This is a genomic window from Pseudomonas sp. B21-010 (genome assembly GCF_024749325.1).
GTDB lineage: Bacteria > Pseudomonadota > Gammaproteobacteria > Pseudomonadales > Pseudomonadaceae > Aquipseudomonas > Aquipseudomonas kilonensis.
The window spans coordinates 6104541-6123111 of the sequence record NZ_CP087198.1; the positions used below are offsets into that span (position 1 = coordinate 6104541).

25 protein-coding genes are annotated in these 18571 nt (G+C 63.3%); 14 read left to right on the forward strand and 11 right to left on the reverse strand.

Features of this window, described 5'->3' with window-relative positions:
* Positions 1-92: 92 nt before the first annotated feature.
* From LOY50_RS27295 to sctL, 8 genes are all read left to right on the forward strand, one after another.
* A complete protein-coding gene (locus LOY50_RS27295; protein WP_214510007.1) occupies positions 93-668 on the forward strand; it encodes a DUF6436 domain-containing protein in 576 nt (191 codons plus the stop codon).
* A 405-nt stretch (positions 669-1073) separates the two neighbouring features.
* A complete protein-coding gene (locus LOY50_RS27300; protein WP_214510008.1) occupies positions 1074-1997 on the forward strand; it encodes a sigma 54-interacting transcriptional regulator in 924 nt (307 codons plus the stop codon).
* A gap of 93 nt (positions 1998-2090) precedes the next feature.
* Positions 2091-2300 (forward strand): hypothetical protein, encoded by a 210-nt coding sequence (locus LOY50_RS27305; RefSeq protein WP_003206573.1) that lies wholly within the window; start codon positions 2091-2093, stop codon positions 2298-2300.
* A gap of 60 nt (positions 2301-2360) precedes the next feature.
* Positions 2361-3290 (forward strand): harpin HrpZ family protein, encoded by a 930-nt coding sequence (locus LOY50_RS27310; RefSeq protein WP_258689644.1) that lies wholly within the window; start codon positions 2361-2363, stop codon positions 3288-3290.
* Positions 3291-3342: 52 nt separating this feature from the next.
* Complete coding sequence (gene sctI / locus LOY50_RS27315) at positions 3343-3717, forward strand: type III secretion system inner rod subunit SctI (RefSeq protein WP_258689645.1); 375 nt, start codon at positions 3343-3345, stop codon at positions 3715-3717.
* Positions 3718-3731: 14 nt separating this feature from the next.
* A complete protein-coding gene (gene sctJ / locus LOY50_RS27320) occupies positions 3732-4619 on the forward strand; it encodes a type III secretion system inner membrane ring lipoprotein SctJ (RefSeq protein WP_253470220.1) in 888 nt (295 codons plus the stop codon).
* Positions 4616-5206: a hypothetical protein gene (locus LOY50_RS27325; protein WP_253470222.1), complete on the forward strand. Its 591-nt coding sequence runs from the start codon at positions 4616-4618 to the stop codon at positions 5204-5206. Before sctJ ends, LOY50_RS27325 begins: the two co-directional genes overlap by 4 nt.
* Complete coding sequence (gene sctL / locus LOY50_RS27330; protein ID WP_258689647.1) at positions 5184-5777, forward strand: type III secretion system stator protein SctL; 594 nt, start codon at positions 5184-5186, stop codon at positions 5775-5777. Before LOY50_RS27325 ends, sctL begins: the two co-directional genes overlap by 23 nt.
* Before the next feature lie 295 nt (positions 5778-6072).
* Here sctL and LOY50_RS27335 read toward each other — a convergent pair whose 3' ends face one another.
* Complete coding sequence (locus LOY50_RS27335) at positions 6073-6258, reverse strand: nucleoid-structuring protein H-NS (protein ID WP_258691291.1); 186 nt, start codon at positions 6256-6258, stop codon at positions 6073-6075.
* A 240-nt stretch (positions 6259-6498) separates the two neighbouring features.
* Here LOY50_RS27335 and LOY50_RS27340 point away from each other — a divergent pair, with 240 nt between their 5' ends.
* From LOY50_RS27340 to LOY50_RS27365, 6 genes are all read left to right on the forward strand, one after another.
* Complete coding sequence (locus LOY50_RS27340) at positions 6499-6723, forward strand: type III secretion protein (protein WP_003206585.1); 225 nt, start codon at positions 6499-6501, stop codon at positions 6721-6723.
* Positions 6710-7147: a type III secretion system chaperone gene (locus tag LOY50_RS27345; RefSeq protein WP_258689648.1), complete on the forward strand. Its 438-nt coding sequence runs from the start codon at positions 6710-6712 to the stop codon at positions 7145-7147. Before LOY50_RS27340 ends, LOY50_RS27345 begins: the two co-directional genes overlap by 14 nt.
* A complete protein-coding gene (sctC, locus tag LOY50_RS27350; RefSeq protein WP_258689649.1) occupies positions 7140-9290 on the forward strand; it encodes a type III secretion system outer membrane ring subunit SctC in 2151 nt (716 codons plus the stop codon). The genes LOY50_RS27345 and sctC overlap by 8 nt, the downstream gene beginning before the upstream one ends.
* Positions 9287-9496: an HrpT family type III secretion system protein gene (gene hrpT, locus LOY50_RS27355; protein WP_024619913.1), complete on the forward strand. Its 210-nt coding sequence runs from the start codon at positions 9287-9289 to the stop codon at positions 9494-9496. Before sctC ends, hrpT begins: the two co-directional genes overlap by 4 nt.
* Before the next feature lie 5 nt (positions 9497-9501).
* Positions 9502-9879 (forward strand): hypothetical protein, encoded by a 378-nt coding sequence (locus tag LOY50_RS27360; RefSeq protein WP_014340718.1) that lies wholly within the window; start codon positions 9502-9504, stop codon positions 9877-9879.
* Between the two features lie 218 nt (positions 9880-10097).
* Positions 10098-10547 (forward strand): type III secretion system chaperone, encoded by a 450-nt coding sequence (locus LOY50_RS27365; RefSeq protein ID WP_258689651.1) that lies wholly within the window; start codon positions 10098-10100, stop codon positions 10545-10547.
* A gap of 177 nt (positions 10548-10724) precedes the next feature.
* Here LOY50_RS27365 and LOY50_RS27370 read toward each other — a convergent pair whose 3' ends face one another.
* The 10 genes from LOY50_RS27370 to LOY50_RS27415 form a co-directional block, all read right to left on the reverse strand.
* Positions 10725-11243, reverse strand: coding sequence for a type III effector (locus tag LOY50_RS27370; RefSeq protein ID WP_214510016.1), 519 nt, complete (start codon positions 11241-11243; stop codon positions 10725-10727).
* Positions 11244-11359: 116 nt separating this feature from the next.
* Positions 11360-12460: a type III secretion system export apparatus subunit SctU gene (gene sctU / locus LOY50_RS27375; RefSeq protein ID WP_253470232.1), complete on the reverse strand. Its 1101-nt coding sequence runs from the start codon at positions 12458-12460 to the stop codon at positions 11360-11362.
* Positions 12461-12475: 15 nt separating this feature from the next.
* A complete protein-coding gene (gene sctT, locus LOY50_RS27380) occupies positions 12476-13273 on the reverse strand; it encodes a type III secretion system export apparatus subunit SctT (RefSeq protein ID WP_253470234.1) in 798 nt (265 codons plus the stop codon).
* On the reverse strand, positions 13273-13527 hold the full coding sequence (gene sctS, locus LOY50_RS27385) for a type III secretion system export apparatus subunit SctS (protein WP_003206603.1): 255 nt from the start codon (positions 13525-13527) through the stop codon (positions 13273-13275). Before sctS ends, sctT begins: the two co-directional genes overlap by 1 nt.
* 9 nt (positions 13528-13536) lie before the next feature.
* Positions 13537-14190, reverse strand: coding sequence for a type III secretion system export apparatus subunit SctR (gene sctR / locus LOY50_RS27390; protein ID WP_214510019.1), 654 nt, complete (start codon positions 14188-14190; stop codon positions 13537-13539).
* Complete coding sequence (sctQ, locus tag LOY50_RS27395) at positions 14187-15296, reverse strand: type III secretion system cytoplasmic ring protein SctQ (RefSeq protein WP_258689654.1); 1110 nt, start codon at positions 15294-15296, stop codon at positions 14187-14189. Before sctQ ends, sctR begins: the two co-directional genes overlap by 4 nt.
* Positions 15293-15697: a type III secretion system HrpP C-terminal domain-containing protein gene (locus tag LOY50_RS27400; RefSeq protein WP_258689656.1), complete on the reverse strand. Its 405-nt coding sequence runs from the start codon at positions 15695-15697 to the stop codon at positions 15293-15295. The genes sctQ and LOY50_RS27400 overlap by 4 nt, the downstream gene beginning before the upstream one ends.
* A 157-nt stretch (positions 15698-15854) precedes the next feature.
* Positions 15855-16274 carry a hypothetical protein gene (locus LOY50_RS27405; RefSeq protein ID WP_258689658.1) on the reverse strand — a complete coding sequence of 140 codons (420 nt, stop codon included), beginning with the start codon at positions 16272-16274 and terminating at the stop codon, positions 15855-15857.
* Positions 16261-17619, reverse strand: a complete 1359-nt coding sequence (locus tag LOY50_RS27410; RefSeq protein ID WP_258691278.1) for a FliI/YscN family ATPase — start codon at positions 17617-17619, stop codon at positions 16261-16263. The genes LOY50_RS27405 and LOY50_RS27410 overlap by 14 nt, the downstream gene beginning before the upstream one ends.
* Entirely contained in the window at positions 17619-18512 is an 894-nt protein-coding gene (locus LOY50_RS27415; RefSeq protein ID WP_258689660.1) for an FHA domain-containing protein, read from the reverse strand. Before LOY50_RS27415 ends, LOY50_RS27410 begins: the two co-directional genes overlap by 1 nt.
* Between the last annotated feature and the right edge of the window lie 59 nt (positions 18513-18571).

The following is an 18571-nucleotide window of genomic DNA, read 5'->3' on the forward strand; positions in this document are numbered from 1 at the left end:
TAGGCGCATCGCGCGAAACAGACTTTATAGGCTGCGATATTCATCTGTCGCGGCAGGCATGGCAAGCTACGCGGCTTCAGAGGATCGACTCCATGCGCCCGTCCCACCGCACGACCCTGCTCGCCAGCCTGCTCGCCCTCGGATGCGCCGTCGTTTTGTGGATGGCCTACGACTGGTTCCAGGGCCGTTTCCTGCGGGCTTTCAGCCAACACACCGCGGTGTTTTCCGGCGACCCGCTGCGCCTGCCTGCCGAGCTGGCCGGCCCCGGCGCCATTCGCCTGGTGCATTTCTGGGATCCGGCGTGCCCGTGCAACGTCGGCAACCAGCAACACCTTGCCGAGCTGGTCGATAAATATGTACCGCAAGGCGTCGAGTTTTATGCGGTACAAAAAGCCGGCAGCCAAGGTCAGCTGCCGGCCACGTTGAGCCACTTGAAAAGCCTCCCGGCGCTCCCCGGTTCAAGCCAAATTCCTGCAAGCCCGGCCGTAGCGATCTGGGATCGCAGCGGCAAACTCGCGTACTTCGGCCCCTACAGCGAAGGCCTGACCTGCAACTCGAGCAACAGCTTCATCGAGCCGATTCTCGAGGCGTTGAGTGTCGGCCGGGAAGTTACTGCGACTCACACGTTGGCTGTCGGCTGTTATTGCCCATGGTCGGTTTCAAACTGACGAATTAACTACAACGCGTATTGCCGACCGCCTCTAGGCTGATGCCACTAAGTTATGCCTGGTGTTTGTTTTTTAGAGCTCTTGCTCAAAGTAAGGGCCTGGGCTGAACCGTTTGTCGGATCCAATTTTTGCAAACGGCGCCATTACCGATCCTTTTCGGCCTGTGCCCCATGCCAGACGGCTTGTGCAGGGCATTTGAGCCCGGCTGACCGTTTAGCTGAATCGATTAACAGCGACCGTGCCAGCATGAACTTTTTTTTAATCTCTTCTCTAAACCTCGTGACCAGCAAAATGTTCATTACCCATGCAGTCGCACGGCGGCGCTAACTCGAGGAAGTTTCACACGCCTTTTCATCGTTCAACTTGTCGACCCTTCTAACCAAACAAGAAATGGAATCGTCAGTGATGCAAAAGCTGCTATGCGCTGCACTTTCCAATCCCTATAAAGAAGATGCCCTCAACCTTGAGGCGTTCGTCCAAAGCGTCGCTCCGCTCATGATCGACGTGTTGCTGCGCGGCGAGACGGGTACCGGTAAAGACACGCTGGCAGAAAAGATCCATCGCATGTCCGGCTGCTCCGGCAAGTTCGTTGCCATCAACTGCGCCGCCATTCCCGAAACCCTCGCCGAGAGCCAGCTTTTCGGGGCCAACACCGGCGCGTTTACCGGGGCCAGCCAAAATCGCGCGGGGTTCGTCGAAGCTGCACATAACGGCACGCTGTACCTGGACGAAATCGACAGCATGCCGTTGGGCCTGCAAGCCAAGCTGCTGCGAGTCCTGGAATCCAGGACGGTCCAGCGTCTGGGCTCGACCCAGAGCATCCCGGTGAACATGCGAGTGATCGCCTCCGCCCAGTGCCCGCTGGGAGAAATGGTCGAACGTGGCGAGTTTCGCAGGGATCTTTATTTTCGCCTGAACATCATCAGCCTCAAGCTGCCTCCACTGCGCAGCCGCAAGGAGCGCATCGTGCCGCTGTTCCAGTCGCTGGTGCGCCGGGAGGCCCAGGCACTCGACCGGCCCTACGTCGCGCCGTCGCCAGCGCTGTTGCGCCAACTGCTCGGCTACGCCTGGCCTGGCAACATCCGCGAGCTGCAGTCCGCCGCCAAGCGATACGTACTCGGCTTGCCGGCACTGCCCCGCGCCGAGCAACTGGAACACAACAGCTCGACGCTCAAGTTGAAAGAGCACCTGCAGCAGTTCGAAAAAATCCTCATCGAGGACTGCATGCGCCGCCACCATCACTGCATCGACAAGGTCATCGCCGAACTGGGTATCGCCCGACGCACGCTGTATTACCGGATGAAGTGCCTGCAAATATCGACGAGTTGAGTGGGATCGGTGGAACCGTTTACACAACGGTCGCCACTTAACCATCGAGACGTTCACGTTCGTCTCGCCATTCCACAACCCGGAGATACGACTATGAGTTTTGGTGGAGCTTCTCTCGCCGCTTCCACGGCTGCCATGCAGCAGATGGACGCGACCTCGGCTGCGATGACAACCATGAAATCCCAATTCGACCAGAAAAAACTGGTCGCCGACACCATGAACGCAATCGCGGCAGGGTCGATGGACACGGCAACCAAAGCCATCACCGCCATGGGGGAGGCCTCGAAAAATATACGATTCTGACCCTCTCGCTTCAGCCCCGCTCCGGCGGGGTAACTTCAAGCGCGATGCGAGGAGGCCCCTATGCACATCGACTTGCCAGACAGCCTTCGTGCCCAGAGAGACCTGCCCCATGACGAGCCAACGCGGCGCCCCGCCCCGACCCCGCCGGGCCTGGCAAACGTGGTCGCCGAGCATCTGGCACTGCACGGGGCCGGCGACCGGTTAAGGGAATCGCTCATCCAGTGGGGCAACGAAAAGGGTTCGGCGGGCGGACAGTCTCGGTCTGGCTGGCCCAGCCCCCAGGACAGATTGGCCGCAGAGACCGAAGACCCTTTGCGCCTGGTACTGGAAGACATCCTGGAGGAGATCAACGGTGGTACCGGCTCCAATCTCGAGGTCGACATCGATGACGCCTATTCCAATGAAGACCTGTTCAGCGATCTGGCACAGATGTTCGCCCATCGCCGGCAGCCCATCGGTGACAACGATGTCGACAGCCAAAGTGATTTCGGCAATGCCAACAACCCCTTCTGTGGCGCGCTGTTCGGCGCCTGGGAGATGGAGGGCGACCACGCCACGCGGCGCAGTCGTCATGACGCGAGCCTGTCGCTGCTGCTCAAGATCATCGCGGTCCTGGGCCGCAGGAAACTGCTGACGCTGCTGGACATCGACGAAGGTGACGGCCAGGCGCGGTATGAACCAGACGACCAGGACCTGTTGTTCGAGATCGCCGCCTTCATGGACCAGCACCCGGCGCGCTATCCCCCACCGGCGACCCCCGACGCAGAACGCTGGACATGGACCGAACGCATTGCCCGCGGCACAGCGCTGGATGCTCGCGAAACCCGATTGTTCCAGCTTGCCCTGGAAGAGCTGGACTTCGCCCTCGCCCGCCTGGCCGGCCAGCAGCCCCCGCTGCGCCAGCGTGCCCGGCGCAACCGGGAGGAAATCGAGTTTCACCTGAGCGTTACCGGTAGCGCTCGCAACGTCTTGAGGCTGATGTACGCCTGAAGGCACCCGACCTTTGAGTTTTCAAACCGACCTTTGAAACAGGAGACATTCCGTGGACATACAAGCCATCGATCCCAGCAACCTCGCCTCCACTTCCGCCAAAACGAGCGCCAAGCCACAAGCGAGCGCCGAGACCAGCGATGTCAGTTGGTTCAACGCACAAATGCGCGAAAAAGCCCCCGCCCCGGACAGTGAAAACAATGTCGCGGCAAGGATCATCGATTCGTTGTCGAGCCGCTCCGGCGAATTGCAGCGGCTGGACGATCGCGCCAACCGGGACATGCTCAAGGCCATCCGCACCGCCGACCCGAAAGACATGCTGCAGTCGAACCGGTCGTTGTCATCCTTCCATCTGGAAAGCCTGATGACCGCGAAAATCGTCAGTAAGGGCTCCCAGGCCATCGAGAAGCTCACCAATCTTCAGTAAAGGGAAGGCCGGTCATGTCTATGCGCGCATTCTCAACACTGTTGCTGTGTCTGCTGCTCTCCGGTTGCGATGAACGGACGGCGTTGCACAGCCATCTTTCCGAGCAGGATGCCAACGAAGTGATCGCCGAGCTGGCGAACAAGAACGTGGAAGCGAGCAAGCAGGTCGATAAAGACGGGCTGACCGTGCTGGTCGAGCCTGCCGACATGAACAGCGCCGTCCAGGTACTCGAAGCCGCCGGCCTGCCGCGTCGCTCACGTTCCAGCCTGGGGGAGATCTTCCGCAAGGAAGGGGTCATTTCCACGCCGATGGAAGAGCGTGCCCGCTACATCTACGCGCTGTCCCAGGAACTCGAATCGACGCTTTCGCAAATAGATGGCGTGGTGCTCGCCCGGGTCCATGTGGTCCTGCCGGAGCGGGTGGCCCCGGGAGAGCCGGTCCAGCCCGCATCGGCCTCGGTGTTTATCAAGCACACCAGTGCCCTGGACCCCGACAGCATTACCCCGCGCGTGCGCAACCTGGTCGCCAGCGGGATCCCCGGCATGGCCGATGCCACCCAGAACCCGACCAAGTTATCGGTGGTCTTCGTTCCCGCCGTGCCGTATCAGGAGCGGCGCAAGATGGCGTACTTCGGACCGTTCCTCATGCAGGCCGACGACATCGGTTATTGGCGGGCGGTGACCGTGACGGCAAGCATCACCTTGCTCGCCATCCTGATGGGCGTCTTGTATGGCCTCTACCGACTATGGCGCCAGGGCGTGTTGGTGCTACCACGATTTCTCGATCGCAAGCTCACCAAACCAGCCGGGACGCCCGCCGCCCCCCAAAGCAGCGCGACACCTGGGCTGTTCGCCGTGAAAAACCCGGGGACCAAACCCGACAGTAACGGGACCGCCGCATGACGACGGAGATTGCATGGGTTCGCTGGTGGAACCTCGCGTGGCGCGAAGCAGACCGGGGCTGGTATTCGTCGGCGCTTTGCCTGCTGACCGCGCCACAGATCGACACCCTAGCCCGGGGGCAGCATGCCGCGCTTGCCCGCAGCTTCGGTATGACGCCGTGCACGCCCCCCCAACCCAGCCCGGCGTTGCAATCGCTGTTCTGCGGCACGCCCCGGACCTTGGCCCTTGCCTGCGAATTGGTGGCGAGCACTTGCGCACCGTTAACGGCAACACAGGCACTTTCGGCGCAGGACCGGGCCTGGTGCGAGCGCACCGCCAAAGCCCTGCGCCCAGGGCACTGGCTCGAACAAGACCAGGATCCGCTCGCCCTGCTGCGCGCCTGGCTGGGCGAACGGGCCTGGGAACGGGCGCGCCTGGCGTTCCCACGCGACAGAATCATCGCCATCGAATCGGCACCCGCCCCTCAACCGCCAGCCGCCAAGCTGAACACGCTTTGGCAGTCCGCCTGCTGGAAGGCTGAGCAAAGCCTGGCACCCTCGGCCCCTATCCAAACGGAGAGACACGATGCTCGCTCGGCGTTCGCTTGAACTGCGCCCCGATGGACAAGGCCTGTCGCAGCCCTACATCGCGCGCGAAACCCTGGTTGATTGTGCCCGCGCACAGGTCATCCTCGAACAGGCCCAGGTGCACGCCGCGCAATTGCTTGAACGCGCCAGCGCAGAGGCGGACGCAACCGTGCTCAAGGCCCAAGCGCAATTCTGGGAAAAGGCCGAAACCTTGCTCGCCGCGTGGGAAACCCAGCGCCAAGCCATGTGGGAGCGGATCGAGACGAGTGCTGCACACGTGGTCAACGAGGCCCTGGGGATGCTCTTGAACGAGGTCCCGGAGCAGGCACGCATCGATGCACTCGTCCGCCAACTGGCGTCGCGCCAGGACGACCCGGTCAGCGCCACCCTTCGCTGTCATCCTGAAGATTTGGCAAACCTGACCCAGAGCCTGGGCACCGACAGCCGACGCCCCTGGACGCCGGTGGCCGATGCCGACATGGCACGACATCAACTGAAGCTGGAAACGCCGGGCGGTACATACCTGCTCGACTGGCCCACCGCCGTCGAGGCGCTTCGCCTACCCGAACCACAACCCATCACCGCAAGCTGACCCACCGCTATCGCGAGCAGGCTCGCTCCCACAAGGGATTTGGGGTGACTGTAATGCCTATGAACACCCCGGTAAAAACTGTGGGAGCGAGCTTGCTCGCGATGACGCCGGTACATCCAACATCACCGCAAACTGACCCACCGCTATCGCGAGCAGGCTCGCTCCCACAAATGGATCGAAGTACGACCGGGAGAGCCAGGTCGGCTGTCAGGCCGCCTCGCGAGCAAGCTTTGCTCCCACAGGTCCTGCTCAAACAGATCTGATGGGTGTACGACCGGGAGAGCCAGGTCGGCTACTAGGCCGCCTCGCGGTGGACGTTGATCTCGGGCGCCCCGTTAACCACGCAGGCCGAACGCAGGCATTGCGTAGTGGGCACCTCGGCATGGATGCCGAGGTAGCCGCGCTGGGCCATGGATGGCCCTTCGCGGCGGGCCCACGGAGCAATGCCTTCGTTCGGGCATGCCGAGCCTAGGCGAGGCACCGAGTGGTGGGGCAAAGCCTTTTTGGTTACTTTTTTGGCGTCTGAAAAAAGTGACCCGCCGTAAGGGCGGAACCCTAAGCAGCCGTTACCGCAGCAACGGATATGTACCCGCTCAAAGAAATCCTGTCCGGCTACTAAGGCCACCATCACCCCACCAGCTTTTTTCCTCATTTACGCGGAACCGCCAACGGCATACCCACCACTCACATCGTGAATATGCCCAGCCCAGAGGAACCGCCCATGTCTTCCGCCGATGCCGTCCAGCGCCGCCTCGACACCTACTTCCAACGCGCAACCGACAACGTCAACAACGCTGCGATGAACGCAGCAGAAAGTCAGTCACTCGACGACATGCACTCATTCGTGACCAGCATGAACGGCATGTCCGTCGCGGTGAACGCAGCCACTCAACAGACCACAGCCCATCACAACCTCGCCAAGGCGATCATCGATGCAATGCCATGAGCTGCGCGCACAGCTCACCCGCTGGAACGCCGACGTCGATGGCCCGGAGCACTTCACCGTTGTCATCGACGATGGCGAAGCAACGTTCAGCAAGCTCGACGAAGGCCTGCTGGCATCGGTCGAGCTGAGCGTCCCGGTGACCCACGAGGTGGCTCTGGAAGACCTGCTTCGGCTGGCGCACCCAAGCCTCTCGCGATTTCCCGGCGCGCTGGCCCGTTCGCCACAAGACGGCCGGTTGTGGCTACTGGCGCAACTGCCGCCGGACAGGCACATCGACGATTTGATCGAGGTGCTCGAAGCACTGCTCAACCAGCGTGACACCTGGCAATCGATTATCAATAAAGACCAACGTGCCGTTGCCGCGCCCGTGGCGCGACGCCTCTCGCACTCTCACTTGCTCGGAACAGGAATCCGCCATGCCTAACAGGTGGCTTGCACCGTACTGCTTGATGACCGCAGGCAAGGTACACCTTCGCCAGTTGATCGCACGCCGCTGGACGAAACCTTCGCTGATCGCACTGGCATTGGCCGGCGCGCTTGGCGCTGGCATGCCGGCAGAGGCGGCCATACCGACCGACTGGAAGAACACGCCTTACGCCTACGACGCCCAGAGCACACCGCTGGCCAAGGTACTCGGCGACTTTGCCAATACCTTCGCAGTGCAACTGGTCATCGACGGCACGGTGAAAGGCACCGTCGAGGGGCGGATGCGCGCCGAAAGTCCCCAGGCGTTCCTCGACAGGCTCGGCCTGGAAAATCGCTTCCAGTGGTTCATGTACGGCAACACCTTGTACGTCAGCCCCTTGCAGAACCAGGACTCCACGCGCCTGGAAGTGTCCGCCGACGCAGTGCCGGACATGAAGCAGGCCTTGACCGACATCGGCTTGCTGGATCCGCGTTTCGGCTGGGGTGAATTGCCCGACGAAGGCGTGGTCCTGGTCTCCGGCCCGGAACGCTATGTGCGCCTGGTGGCGCAGTTTGCCGAAGTGCGCAAGACACCCGAAGAGAAGCAGGAAGTGATCAGCTTCCCGCTGCGCTATGCCACCGCCGCCGACCGCAACGTCAAGTACCGCGGCGAAACGCTGGTCATTCCCGGGGTCGCCAGCATCCTGAAAGGTTTGCTGGAAAGTCGCAGCGCCGTGTCGGGGGGCATGCAGACGGCCTCGCCCCAGGCATCGTTCCAGAACATGCAGAGCCAGCAGTCCATGACCATGGGCAATATCGAACAGTTGGCAATGAACGGCATGGGTCGGCCGAACACCAGCCGGGTGCCGTCCGGCGCGAACAGCAGTGCAGGCGCTCGGGGCAAGATCCGCGTCGAAGCCGACGTGCGCAACAATGCGGTGCTCATCTACGACGCACCCAAGCGACGGGAAATCTACACGCCGCTGATTCGCGATGTGGACGTGCCGCGCAAGCTGGTGGAAATCGATGCGATCATCCTCGACATCGACCGCACACAACTGGCTGAGCTGGCCTCGAACTGGAACGTCGAGAGCGGCGATCTGATCGGCGGCGCCTCGATGATTCGCCCTGGTGCCAGCTCGACGGTGTTCATTCAGGACTACGGCGACTTTTCCGCGCAACTGCGGGCCCTGGAGGGCCGTGGCCTGGCCTCGGTGGTGGCGAACCCGTCGGTACTGACCCTGGAGAACCAGCCGGCGGTCATCGACTTCAGCCGGACCGAGTACATCTCGGCCATCGGCGAGCGGGTAGCCACCATCGAGCCCATCACGGCAGGCACCAGCTTGCAGGTCGTGCCCCATGCCATCGAGACCGGGGGCCGCAACCAGATCCAGATGTCCCTGGACATCGAGGACGGCCGCATCGAACCCTCGGAGGTCGGCCAGCAGACGCCCAGCGTGCGCCGGGGCGTGGTCAGCACCCAGGCTGTCATGGGGGAAAGCCGGTCATTGGTGGTAGGCGGTTTTCATACCGAAGAGACCGGCGACAACCTCGAGCGGGTGCCATGGCTGGGTCGCATCCCGCTGATCGGGCCGCTGCTGTTTTCCTCGACCACGCGCGAAACCAGTCGCCGCGAACGGGTCTTCATCCTGACGCCTCGCCTGATCGGTGACCAGGTCGACCCGGCCCGCTACATCTCCGCCCTTGACCGCGAACAGGTCGACAGCGCCATGGCCCGCCTGGAAGAGCGTCGCAACGGCACCCGCCCCGTCGGTCGTGTCGAGGTCAGCGACGTGCTCGCCCAACTCGCCGACGGCAACATTCCGGCCACGTTCAAGCAAGCGGCGTCGATTCCTTATTCACCCGACACATTGTGCGCGTTGCAACCCGGGTTATCCCTGGACGCTGCCCGGGCCCAATGGTTCGCCGGTCCCGATTACGGCATCGCCGTGGGTGTGGTACGCAACGATGGCCAGCGGAGGTTGCGCTTCGACGAGGCGAGCTGCGGCAGCCGCTGGGCCCTGGCCACCTCCGCCTGGCCGAAGGTTTGGCTTGAGCCCGGCGAGGAAACGGAAGTGTTCGTGGTCATGAAGCAACCCACGCGCACGCCAGGCGGCGAGCGCCCTTCTCTTCTGCAAACCAGCGCGAGGACCCTGCCATGAGTCGCACGCCACTGCTGCTCGTTTTATTGCTGAGCCTGCCGGTGTTCGCCGGCTGCGCGAACCGCTCGGGCTGCCAGGGCGATGCCTGCAGCCGCGCCGAACCGGACAACGGTCGGCTGGTGATCTGGTGGTCACCCGGCATGCGCGGCGGCCTTGGCTCCCCCGAACACCCACTGGACCATACGGTCGTCCCATTGGAGAACTGAACGCTATGTCTTTTTCAGTACACAGCGTAAGCACTCGCCAAGCCTTCCAGAAGAACATCATCGCCGGCATCGCGACGTATTGGGAAATAGCCCCAGGCATTGAGTTCTGTCTGCGACGCGAGCCTCACAGCGTGGGGCTCGCCTTACAAATACAAAGCCAGGCGCTGCGCGCAAACCAGATCCAGCATGCCCTCGAACGGCGTTTCGCCCAGCCGACCGACTACGCACAGCTGTTCGTATTTCTCGATCCGCAGCGAGCGCTCGTGGTCTGGCAGGCGCTGCCCGACGCGCCGCTATCCACTGAACTGCTCGATGAAATCCAGTCCCGTCAGCTGTCGCTGCTGGGCCTGGAAGACCTCGACGATTACTCGGCCACGTATTGAATCTGTGACCGGAGATTGCTCCCGCTCGGCTCTGTAGGAGCTGGCGAAGGCTCGGGCCGCGTTCGGACGATCTTTTGATCTTTCGCTTGGGATTCAAGTGCCTGGGGAAAGATCGCAGCCTCGTTGCACTCGACAGCTCCTACACAGCTCGTACGGCCCAGCGGGAGCAATCTCTGGCCACAGTGATTCATACAGAGACTTTATGAGGGAGGTTTTCCATGACCGTCGCACCGCTTGCCCAGCGCTTGATCTCGGCCCTCGCGGAACATTTGCATGCGCACTTGCAGTTGGAAGGTGGCGTGTGCGCGCTGTATGACGCGAGCAACCGCGAAGCCGTGATCATCGAGTTGCCCGATCACGGCGATGTCGCCATCCTCCATAGCTCGATCGATGTACCTGCCCACGCGCCCGGCTTGCACAAGCGCTTGCTGGAACTCAACTTTCGATTGGACCTGCTCGGCGGCAGCTGGCTGGCCCTGGACGATAAGGGCAGCGTTCGCTTGTGTGCCCATTGTCCGCTGGCGATGCTCGACGAGGCGCGGTTCTGCCATTGGATCGTCGGTTTCATCGCCCAGGTCGGCGACATTCGGGCACGCTTGGCGGTGCCTGCAACGCCGGGCAACCCTCGTCCGGCCTCGCTCAACACAAGCCGCACCCGACTGGGCTAGGCACCCGTGGCCTGGAATTACTACTGCGGGACTCTGTAGGAGCTGGCGAAGCCTGCGATCTTTTGATCTTTCGCTTGAGATCCAGGTGGCTGGGGAAAGATCGCAGCCTCGTTGCACTCGACAGCTCCTACACAGCTCCTACACGACACCTACACAGGTTGATGCAGGCTCATCGCTTTATCGAAGCTTCATCGCCTCGCCACCCTCCTGCATGACTTTCCTCGCGCTGTCCATGAAGCCCTTGGTGACCTCCGTCACCGTATCGCTCATCAACTTGGCCATGTCGGCGGAGCTTTTGATCAGCATCATGGTGCTCTGGCGCTCTTCCATGCCCATTTGTATGTTGAACTGCTTTTCCATCAACTGCTTTTGACGGGTTTCCATCTCACTCATGAAAGAGTCCGGAGTGCGAGACTCCGAAGTGGGGCTGGACGTTTGCGCGTCATCCAGCGGTTGCGTGTCATTCGACGTCGCCGCGTGGTTGGCGTCCCGCGTTCGGGCGCGGCCACGCTGATGCAGCGTCGGTGGTGTCGAGGAGGAACGTCCCCGGCCATGCAGGCTTTGAGTGCCTTCGCGCTGCTGCGCCTCGCGGGGTCGTTGGCTCAGCGAGGGTGAGCGCGAGGGCGATAAGCTGTCGGTGCCGTGCAGGGCACCTGTGCCCCTTAAGGGGCTCGTCAGGGAACTGGGTTCGGGCATGGGATCCTCCACGAGGCGATGTCTGTGTGGTGGGCACTGTCGGCAGGCGGGAATCCTGCGGACGAGCCTGGCTCACTCCCTGAGTGGCAACCGCGTATGCATCGGTTCCATCGACTTCAACGCTGGTTCAATTCCGGAATCTCGATGACCTCGCCCTTGGCCTCGTCATCCAGTTCGCGCAACACCCGATAAATATGGGCAACCGCCTGGAGCGTTTCCCGGGGGATATAAGCGCCGACGTCTTCACGGTAGATCGTGCGCGCCAGCCAGATGCACTGGATGACCGGAACTCGCGCCGCCTTGGCCCGCTCGATCAGCGCCCGGGCCTCGGCATCGACGCCTTTGACGATCAACTGCGGCAGCGGCGTTTCCTCGGGGCGATACGACAGGGCGACGGCAAAGTGGGTAGGGTTGACCACCAGCATGTCGGCGTCTTCCACCGGTTTGGTCTCTTTGCTGACAGGCTGGTCGACCAATTGCCGGGCCAGGCTACGGCGATGCATTTTTACATGGGGGTCGCCTTCCATTTCCTTGAACTCCTTGCGCACCTCCTCCTCGCTCATGCGCAGGCGCTTGGCGAAGAAATATTTCTGCAGGCCGAAGTCGAGAATCGCCAGCACCAGCAGTACACCCAGGCAAATGTGCATGATGTGCCGGAACAGGCTGGCCAGCCCGCGCCAATAGCTGTGCAGGTCGCCGTTGACCAGGCTGATCAACGAGCCGAGTGCCGGCAGGGTCACCAGATAAATCACGGTGCCGATAAACACGGCCTTGACCAGCCCCATGAACAGGCTGATCAGCGCCTGGCCGGAGAACATCTGCTTGGCCTGGTTCATCGGGTTCAAGCGGTTCGGGTCCGGCTGAAGGGCCTCGGGGGCGAACAGGAAACCGAACTGTATCCAACCGGCCACCAGGCGCGTGACGATCGCCAATCCCACGGTCATCAAGGTGAAATTGAGCAGCACGCCACCGGCATGGGCCAAGGTTTCCTCAAAGGCACGCACGAAGTCGACATCCAGCCGATGCAGCGGGAATGCCACCATATCTCCCAAAGCCTGCATGCTGTCGTCGGCCTGGGTCAATGCCACTTCGGTGATCGACGCAAGCACCAGCAGGCTGCTCAAGTCCTGGCTTTGGCCGACCTGGCCTTTGTTGCGCGCGTCGCGAATCTTCTTCGGCGTCGCCCGCTTGGTCTTTTCGCCACTGTCTTCGCTCATGGGCGAAGCCCTCCTTCAGGGCGCCTGCAACAACAGGTGAAGCAGATGCCGGATTTCGCCATAGCGGCCGAGACGGCCAGTCATCGCGTCCCACAGCGTGGGCAGGTAGAACAGCAGGAAGCCCAGGCCGATCAGGCTCTTGGCCGGCATGGCGAGGACGAACACCTGCAATTGCGGGCTATACAGGCTGAGCAACGCCAGGCTGAACTCCACCAGCAACAGCAAGCCGATAAAGGGCGCTGCGTAGAGCATCATGTGCATGAACATTTCGCCGAGCAGCCCGAGAAACACGCCGAAGCCATCCGCGCCAGGCAATGGAAACCAAACGGTGGGCGACCACACCAGGTAGCTGTCCCAGATCACCTGGGTCAACGTGCCAATGCCCAGGGTGGTGACCAGCAGCAAGATCGTCATCTCCTTGAATAGCAGGCCCAGGGGCGTGGTGTCGCTGCCGAGGGCCGGATTCAACTGGCCACCGATGAGCGCACCGCGCTGGTTGTCCAGCAGGGCGCCCACCGATTCGTACAACCAGAACGGCATCGCCAGCAGCACCCCGAGCAAGAAGCCCAGCACCAGTTCCTTGAACATCAACCCGGCCAGCGACAGCCAATTGACCTGGGCGTCGATCAGCGCCTGGCGAATACCGGGCGCCGGCAACATGCCCAGGGCAAACACCACGGCATGGCGCGGCAAGCCTCGCAGGTGCTGGAAGCAAAACACCGGGACGAGGTAGGCGACCGGGTAAATTCGCGCCATGCCCAGCGCGATCGACAGCAGCAAGTCGAAATACGGGACAAAAGCCTGGGCCGTCATCAGGTGTTGGCCATCATTTCGAATGCCCGACGCAGCAGCCCCAGTAATTCCACGCCGATCCAGCGGCCCGTGACCAGCAAGGTCAGCCCGACCGCCACCAGCTTGATGCCGAAGGGCAAGGTCTGGTCCTGGATCTGCATCAAGGCCTGCACCAGGGAGGTCAGCACACCGACGATCACCGCCACGATCAAGGGCGGTGCGGAGAGCAGGACCACCAGCAGCATGCCTTCCTTAAACAACGTCAGCGCGTCCATCGCATGTCCTCAAAGATAGGAATAGAAGAGGCTGTCGAGCAATTGCGTCCAGCCCTGCACGAGGACAAAAATCAGCAGCTTGAGCGGCAACGAAATGGTCATGGGCGCGACCATCTGCATGCCGAGCGCCAGCAGCAGGTTGGACACGATCAGGTCGATGACAATGAACGGGATATAAATCAAAAATCCCATCTGGAAACCGGCCTCGAGCTCCGACAGCATGAAGGCCGGGATGAGCAGCATCAGGTCATCGCGGCTGGCCTGCTCGGCACGCTCCTTGGGCCACATCCGCTGGGTGTTCTCCAGTAGGTGGGCGAGGATGTCCGGGTTGGTATTGCGCGACATGAAGGCCTGCAGCGGCTTTATCGCGTTCAAGGCAGAACCTTGCAGTGCCTCGGTGTTGCTGAAATCCAGCGGCTGTTCTTTCAACTGTTCGGCGATGTTGTGGCCGACCGGCGCCATGATGAACAGCGTCGCGGCCAGGGCAATGGCATACAGGGCCATATTGGGTGGCACCTGCTGCACGCCGATGGCGTTGCGGGTGATGGTCAACACGATGGTTATCTTGAGAAAGGCGCTGCAGATGATCAGCAGCAAGGGGACCAACGAAATCCCACCAATGAACAGCGCCAGCAGAAAGGGGTCGACCCCCTGGAAGCTCATCCAGCCACATCCACGCGGGCGATTTGCAGGCCCAGCCGGCCATCGACCTCGACCAACTCGCCATGGGCCAGGGCACGTTCACCATAGAACAGCGCCGCCGTCCCCGGTGTCGCACCTTGCACTTGCAGCACCGCGCCGGGCGCCAGATTGCGCAGCTCACCCAAGGTCAGGCTCAAGTGACCGCAGCGTATCGTCAGCGCCAGCGGCAGGTCGTCGAAGCGCTCGGGGATTTCGGCCGCGACCGGCTCCGTCACTGGCGTCTCTTCGGTTTCTGCGGCATAGGCCGACAGCGGGTGCTCGGTCGCCTCGCACGTTTGGTCGTCAGGTTCGTAGCCGGTGCTATCGTCCCAGTCCGGCGTCAGGATATCGGTGTCGGTGTCAGCGGTGGTGCTCATAACGGTCTCCTCCAGAGCGAGCAAGGTCAGGCGCAACGGTGCGGCACGACTGTGTACCCGCACCTGCAAACAATGCCGGCCCAGGCGAATCAGCCCGTGGCCGGATGAATCGAACAGAGCGGTTTGCGGCACCAACACATCACCGGGGCGCAACATCGCCAACTGCCCGGCGGCCAGCGCCAGCTGTCCCAGTTCCAACGGAACATGCAGCGCAAAGCCCTCGATCCCGGGCGCGGCTCGCCGTTGCCAGGGCACGGCGCGAAGCAGCCCCAGCAAGGTCGCACCGCTCATTTCCAGATGGCTCGTGACGCGGGCCGCGCCCACCCTCACGTCGAGCCGGCAGGCAATGCCCTGCACCGCGGGCACGGCCGCTGGCTTGATAAAACCGAATGCCTGGCGCAGGGGCTCGCTCAGGGTTTGCTGGAACAGCGACCAGAACCACGTGTCATCCGGTCCGGGCTCGGCAGGCAGGACCACCGGGCATTCACCAAACAGGCTGAGCACCGCGCCGGGCTCGTCCAAGGTAAAGGCACCATGGGCACACGCCAGCACACACGGCGAGTTCCCCGCCGCAGTGCCGCCCGGGGTCAGTTCCAGCAGCCCCGCCTCACCCGCCACCTCGAAGGGCAACCGGACGCCAACTCCCAATAGTCGCCGGGCGGTGGCGTCCTCGCTGCCCACAGTCGGCAGCACCAATGCATGGACGGTCATGTCGCGCTAACCTCTTCTTCCCGCGCTACGCGCACGCTCACCGGCTGGCCCAGGCTTTGGGTCAGCGCCTCCTCGAAACGGCCGGATCGACTCGACAGCCGCGTCTGTACGTCTGCACTTTCGCAGCTCAAGCCGATGTCCCACCCGCACGCCCCGCCCAGCCGCCGGGCGGATACCTTGATGCGGCCCAGGTTGGGAAGATGCAGCAGCAGGTCCAATTGCTGGTCGAGTGTGGCACGCAAGCGTGGCGTGAGCTGGTCGACAAACGCCTCCTCTTCGCCGCTCGAAAGATTCACCAGGCCCGACAGCGAACCGGTGCCGGCGCTGTCATCCTGCGCGCCACCCCGTGGCGCATCGACCCACTGGCGGAACCAGTAACCGTCACTGCTTCCTGCTGTCATGTCGGGGTCGCGCCCGGCAGCAGGGGCGGACTCACGTGCAGCCGGACGACTTGCCCGGCTCACCTGGGCAGGCGGTTGCTCATACGCTCGAGGCGGTTGCCGAACGGGGGCCGCCGAGGGATTGCTGTGCGGTGTCGGCCCACCGCGCACGCTGCGTTCATTCATCGCTGGGGGGCTCCACCAGGTACTCCATCATTGCGCTGAGTTTTTCCAGATCTCGCCGGCGCCCTTGTAGCCGCTGCTGGGCAGCAGCCGTGTGCTGTGCCTGCTGCGCCTGTTCATCGTCCAGTGCCTGCACTGCCCGCGCTTGCTCGGCCAGTTCGCCGATCAAACGACGTTCCTGGGTACTCCAGGCATTCAGTTCGCACACGCTCAAGGCCCGGCCACGGTGCTCGCCGTACAACGCCTCGCGCTGCACCGCCTGTTGCTCACGGGTCGCCTGCATCTGCGTGCGCGCGGCGGCAACCGCGGCTTCGCGCTCGCGCAAAAGCTCGCGCTGCTGGCGCCACGCCCGCTCGGCTTGCGCTTCGCGGTGGCGGCGTATCGGCGCCAGGGCGTCCAGATCAACCCGGGACATAGGCGGTCAACTGCTGCAGGTGGGCGAGCGTGGACGCAAACGGTTCCGGCTCGCGCAGGTCCTGGCGCAGGAAGGCGTCCAGGGCGCCACGCGACTCCACCGCCAGGTCGGTCAAGGGGTCGGCGCCGGTCTGGTATTCGCCCAGGCGCAACATCAGTTCGATTTGCTCATAGGCCGACAACAACCGACGCAGATTGATGCCCGCCCGCAGGTGTTCCGCCTCGGCCACGTTGGCCAAGGTTCGCGACAGGCTGGCCAGCACATCGATTGCCGGGTAGTGGCCGCGCTCCGCGAGCTTGCGTGACAGCACGATGTGACCGTCGAGCAGCGAACGCACTTCATCCGCCACGGGATCGTTCATGGAATCCTGCTCGATGAGCACCGTATAAAACGCGGTGATAGCGCCCTCGTTGGTCAGACCGGCCCGCTCGACCAGACGCGGCAGCAAGCCGTAGACCGACGGCGGCAGGCCACCGCGCCCCAACGGCTCGCCGGCGGCCAGGCCGATCTCACGCTGGGCCCGGGCGAAGCGGGTCAGCGAATCGATGAGCAGCAGCACGCGTTGGCCCCGGGCACGAAACCCCTCGGCCAACGCCGTCGCGGTGAACGCCGCACGGGCGCGTTCCATGCTGGAGCGATCAGAGGTGGCGCACACCAGCACCGCACGGGCACGCAGTTCATCATCCAGCTCATGGTCGAGAAATTCGCGCAGTTCGCGCCCACGCTCGCCAATCAGGCCGAACACGATGACATCGCAGTCAACGTTCCGGGCGATCTCCGCCAGCAACGTGGTCTTGCCGCAACCGGCGCCGGCGAACAGCCCCACACGCTGGCCTTCGCCGAGTGTCAGCGGGCCGTCGATGGCCCGTACGCCAGTCATCAAGGGTCGTTGGATACGCGGTCGTGCGGTGGGTGCAGGCGCCTCGCCAATCACCTCCGAGGCGTGCAGCACATGCGGGCCGGCGAACGCCCCCGTCCCGCCGTCCAACAGGGGCCGGCCGAAGCCATCCAGCACTTGACCCAGCAGCTCCGGTCCCACGCACACCCGATGCGGCATGCCCAGCGGCTCCACCGCCGCACCGACCCGGATCCCCTCCAGGCCGCCCAGGGCGCTGAGCAAGGCATCGTGCTGGTCGAAGCCGACAATTTCGGCCAGCAGCGGCTCGCGGGCGTCGCGCTCGACCCGGCAGAGGTCGCCGATCTGCGCCCCCGGCAGTCGGCACTGCAGCAAGATGCCGCTGACCCGCTGCACCCGTCCGCGCACCATGACCGGCGCGAAGCGACGCAAGTGCGCCAATTGCCCGGCCTCCCAGGCCTCCAGTCGCGCGATGGCCGCCTGCGTCATCACCAGGTGACCTCGTAGCGTTGGTCGCCCTCGAAGGTGACTTTGCCGCTGTCGATGGCAGTCAAGCGCAGGCCGTCGATCTGGTCGCCCAGGAACAACCGACGTCCATCGGCGGTGACTACGTGACCATGCTTGCCGCCCACGATCTGGGCGATCTGAAACGGCAGCTTCGTCAGCCGTTCCTTGACGTTGGCCGTGATCCCGATCGGCGTTTCGTAGCGGTCGTGGAAGCGCTCGATCAACCGTTCGACCATCGCCAGGCGCTGGCGCGGCAGCTCACCCATCAGGACCAGCCGGTCGTCCTGGCTCTCGACCCGCACACCGGCGCCCAGATCACGTTCCTGCAACATGCGATCAAGCTCCAGGCGGACCGCCTCGACATTATCCAAGGCCACCTTGGTCTGCTTGAGCTGCTGGGCCGGGCTGCGCGCCACGGGCTGCGCCGGTTGGCTGGTAAAGGCCCAGGCGCTGGAGGCGACGGTGATCACCGCCGCGGCAATAGCCAGGCGCTTGGACCACGACGGCCGCACGGCGGGCTTCGGGGTTTCCCGGTCCACCGACAGATGCGCAGCGTCATCCAGCGCCGCCTCTTCGGGCCAGGGCTGATCGGCCGGGGCCAGGCACAGCCAGACGCCTGCCACGGCAAACGGAGCATTGCTCTGCAAGGGCTCGGTCGCTGCCCAGGGCTGGCCTTGTCCATCGCAAACCGTGCCCTCCAGCTGTTCCAGCAGCCATTGGCCCTGCACCTGCCGCAGGCCCACGTGACGCCCACAGATGCCCGGATCGTAAAGCGCCAGGTCGGCCTCCTCCGCCGCCCCGACCACCCATTGCTCGCCAACCAGCGGCAACGCCGCACCTCGGTGCAGACCACTCAAGACTCGCAGTTCGAACATGGTCAATTCCTCAAGGGGCGACAGATGCTCGCCCACGATCCGGTTGTACGACGGGGCAC

Coding starts and splice junctions, on each gene's coding strand:
- LOY50_RS27340 (WP_003206585.1), top strand. CDS start 6,499: ATGTCTTCCGCCGATGCCGTCCAGCGCCGCCTCGACACCTACTTCCAA.
- sctL (WP_258689647.1), top strand. CDS start 5,184: ATGCTCGCTCGGCGTTCGCTTGAACTGCGCCCCGATGGACAAGGCCTG.
- hrpT (WP_024619913.1), top strand. CDS start 9,287: ATGAGTCGCACGCCACTGCTGCTCGTTTTATTGCTGAGCCTGCCGGTG.
- sctT (WP_253470234.1), bottom strand. CDS start 13,273: ATGACGGCCCAGGCTTTTGTCCCGTATTTCGACTTGCTGCTGTCGATC.
- sctQ (WP_258689654.1), bottom strand. CDS start 15,296: ATGACCGTCCATGCATTGGTGCTGCCGACTGTGGGCAGCGAGGACGCC.
- LOY50_RS27415 (WP_258689660.1), bottom strand. CDS start 18,512: ATGTTCGAACTGCGAGTCTTGAGTGGTCTGCACCGAGGTGCGGCGTTG.
- LOY50_RS27360 (WP_014340718.1), top strand. CDS start 9,502: ATGTCTTTTTCAGTACACAGCGTAAGCACTCGCCAAGCCTTCCAGAAG.
- sctJ (WP_253470220.1), top strand. CDS start 3,732: ATGTCTATGCGCGCATTCTCAACACTGTTGCTGTGTCTGCTGCTCTCC.
- LOY50_RS27295 (WP_214510007.1), top strand. CDS start 93: ATGCGCCCGTCCCACCGCACGACCCTGCTCGCCAGCCTGCTCGCCCTC.
- sctC (WP_258689649.1), top strand. CDS start 7,140: ATGCCTAACAGGTGGCTTGCACCGTACTGCTTGATGACCGCAGGCAAG.
- LOY50_RS27305 (WP_003206573.1), top strand. CDS start 2,091: ATGAGTTTTGGTGGAGCTTCTCTCGCCGCTTCCACGGCTGCCATGCAG.
- LOY50_RS27300 (WP_214510008.1), top strand. CDS start 1,074: ATGCAAAAGCTGCTATGCGCTGCACTTTCCAATCCCTATAAAGAAGAT.
- sctU (WP_253470232.1), bottom strand. CDS start 12,460: ATGAGCGAAGACAGTGGCGAAAAGACCAAGCGGGCGACGCCGAAGAAG.
- LOY50_RS27365 (WP_258689651.1), top strand. CDS start 10,098: ATGACCGTCGCACCGCTTGCCCAGCGCTTGATCTCGGCCCTCGCGGAA.
- LOY50_RS27325 (WP_253470222.1), top strand. CDS start 4,616: ATGACGACGGAGATTGCATGGGTTCGCTGGTGGAACCTCGCGTGGCGC.
- LOY50_RS27400 (WP_258689656.1), bottom strand. CDS start 15,697: ATGACAGCAGGAAGCAGTGACGGTTACTGGTTCCGCCAGTGGGTCGAT.
- sctS (WP_003206603.1), bottom strand. CDS start 13,527: ATGGACGCGCTGACGTTGTTTAAGGAAGGCATGCTGCTGGTGGTCCTG.
- LOY50_RS27410 (WP_258691278.1), bottom strand. CDS start 17,619: ATGACGCAGGCGGCCATCGCGCGACTGGAGGCCTGGGAGGCCGGGCAA.
- LOY50_RS27370 (WP_214510016.1), bottom strand. CDS start 11,243: ATGCCCGAACCCAGTTCCCTGACGAGCCCCTTAAGGGGCACAGGTGCC.
- LOY50_RS27310 (WP_258689644.1), top strand. CDS start 2,361: ATGCACATCGACTTGCCAGACAGCCTTCGTGCCCAGAGAGACCTGCCC.
- sctR (WP_214510019.1), bottom strand. CDS start 14,190: ATGAGCTTCCAGGGGGTCGACCCCTTTCTGCTGGCGCTGTTCATTGGT.
- LOY50_RS27345 (WP_258689648.1), top strand. CDS start 6,710: ATGCAATGCCATGAGCTGCGCGCACAGCTCACCCGCTGGAACGCCGAC.
- LOY50_RS27405 (WP_258689658.1), bottom strand. CDS start 16,274: ATGTCCCGGGTTGATCTGGACGCCCTGGCGCCGATACGCCGCCACCGC.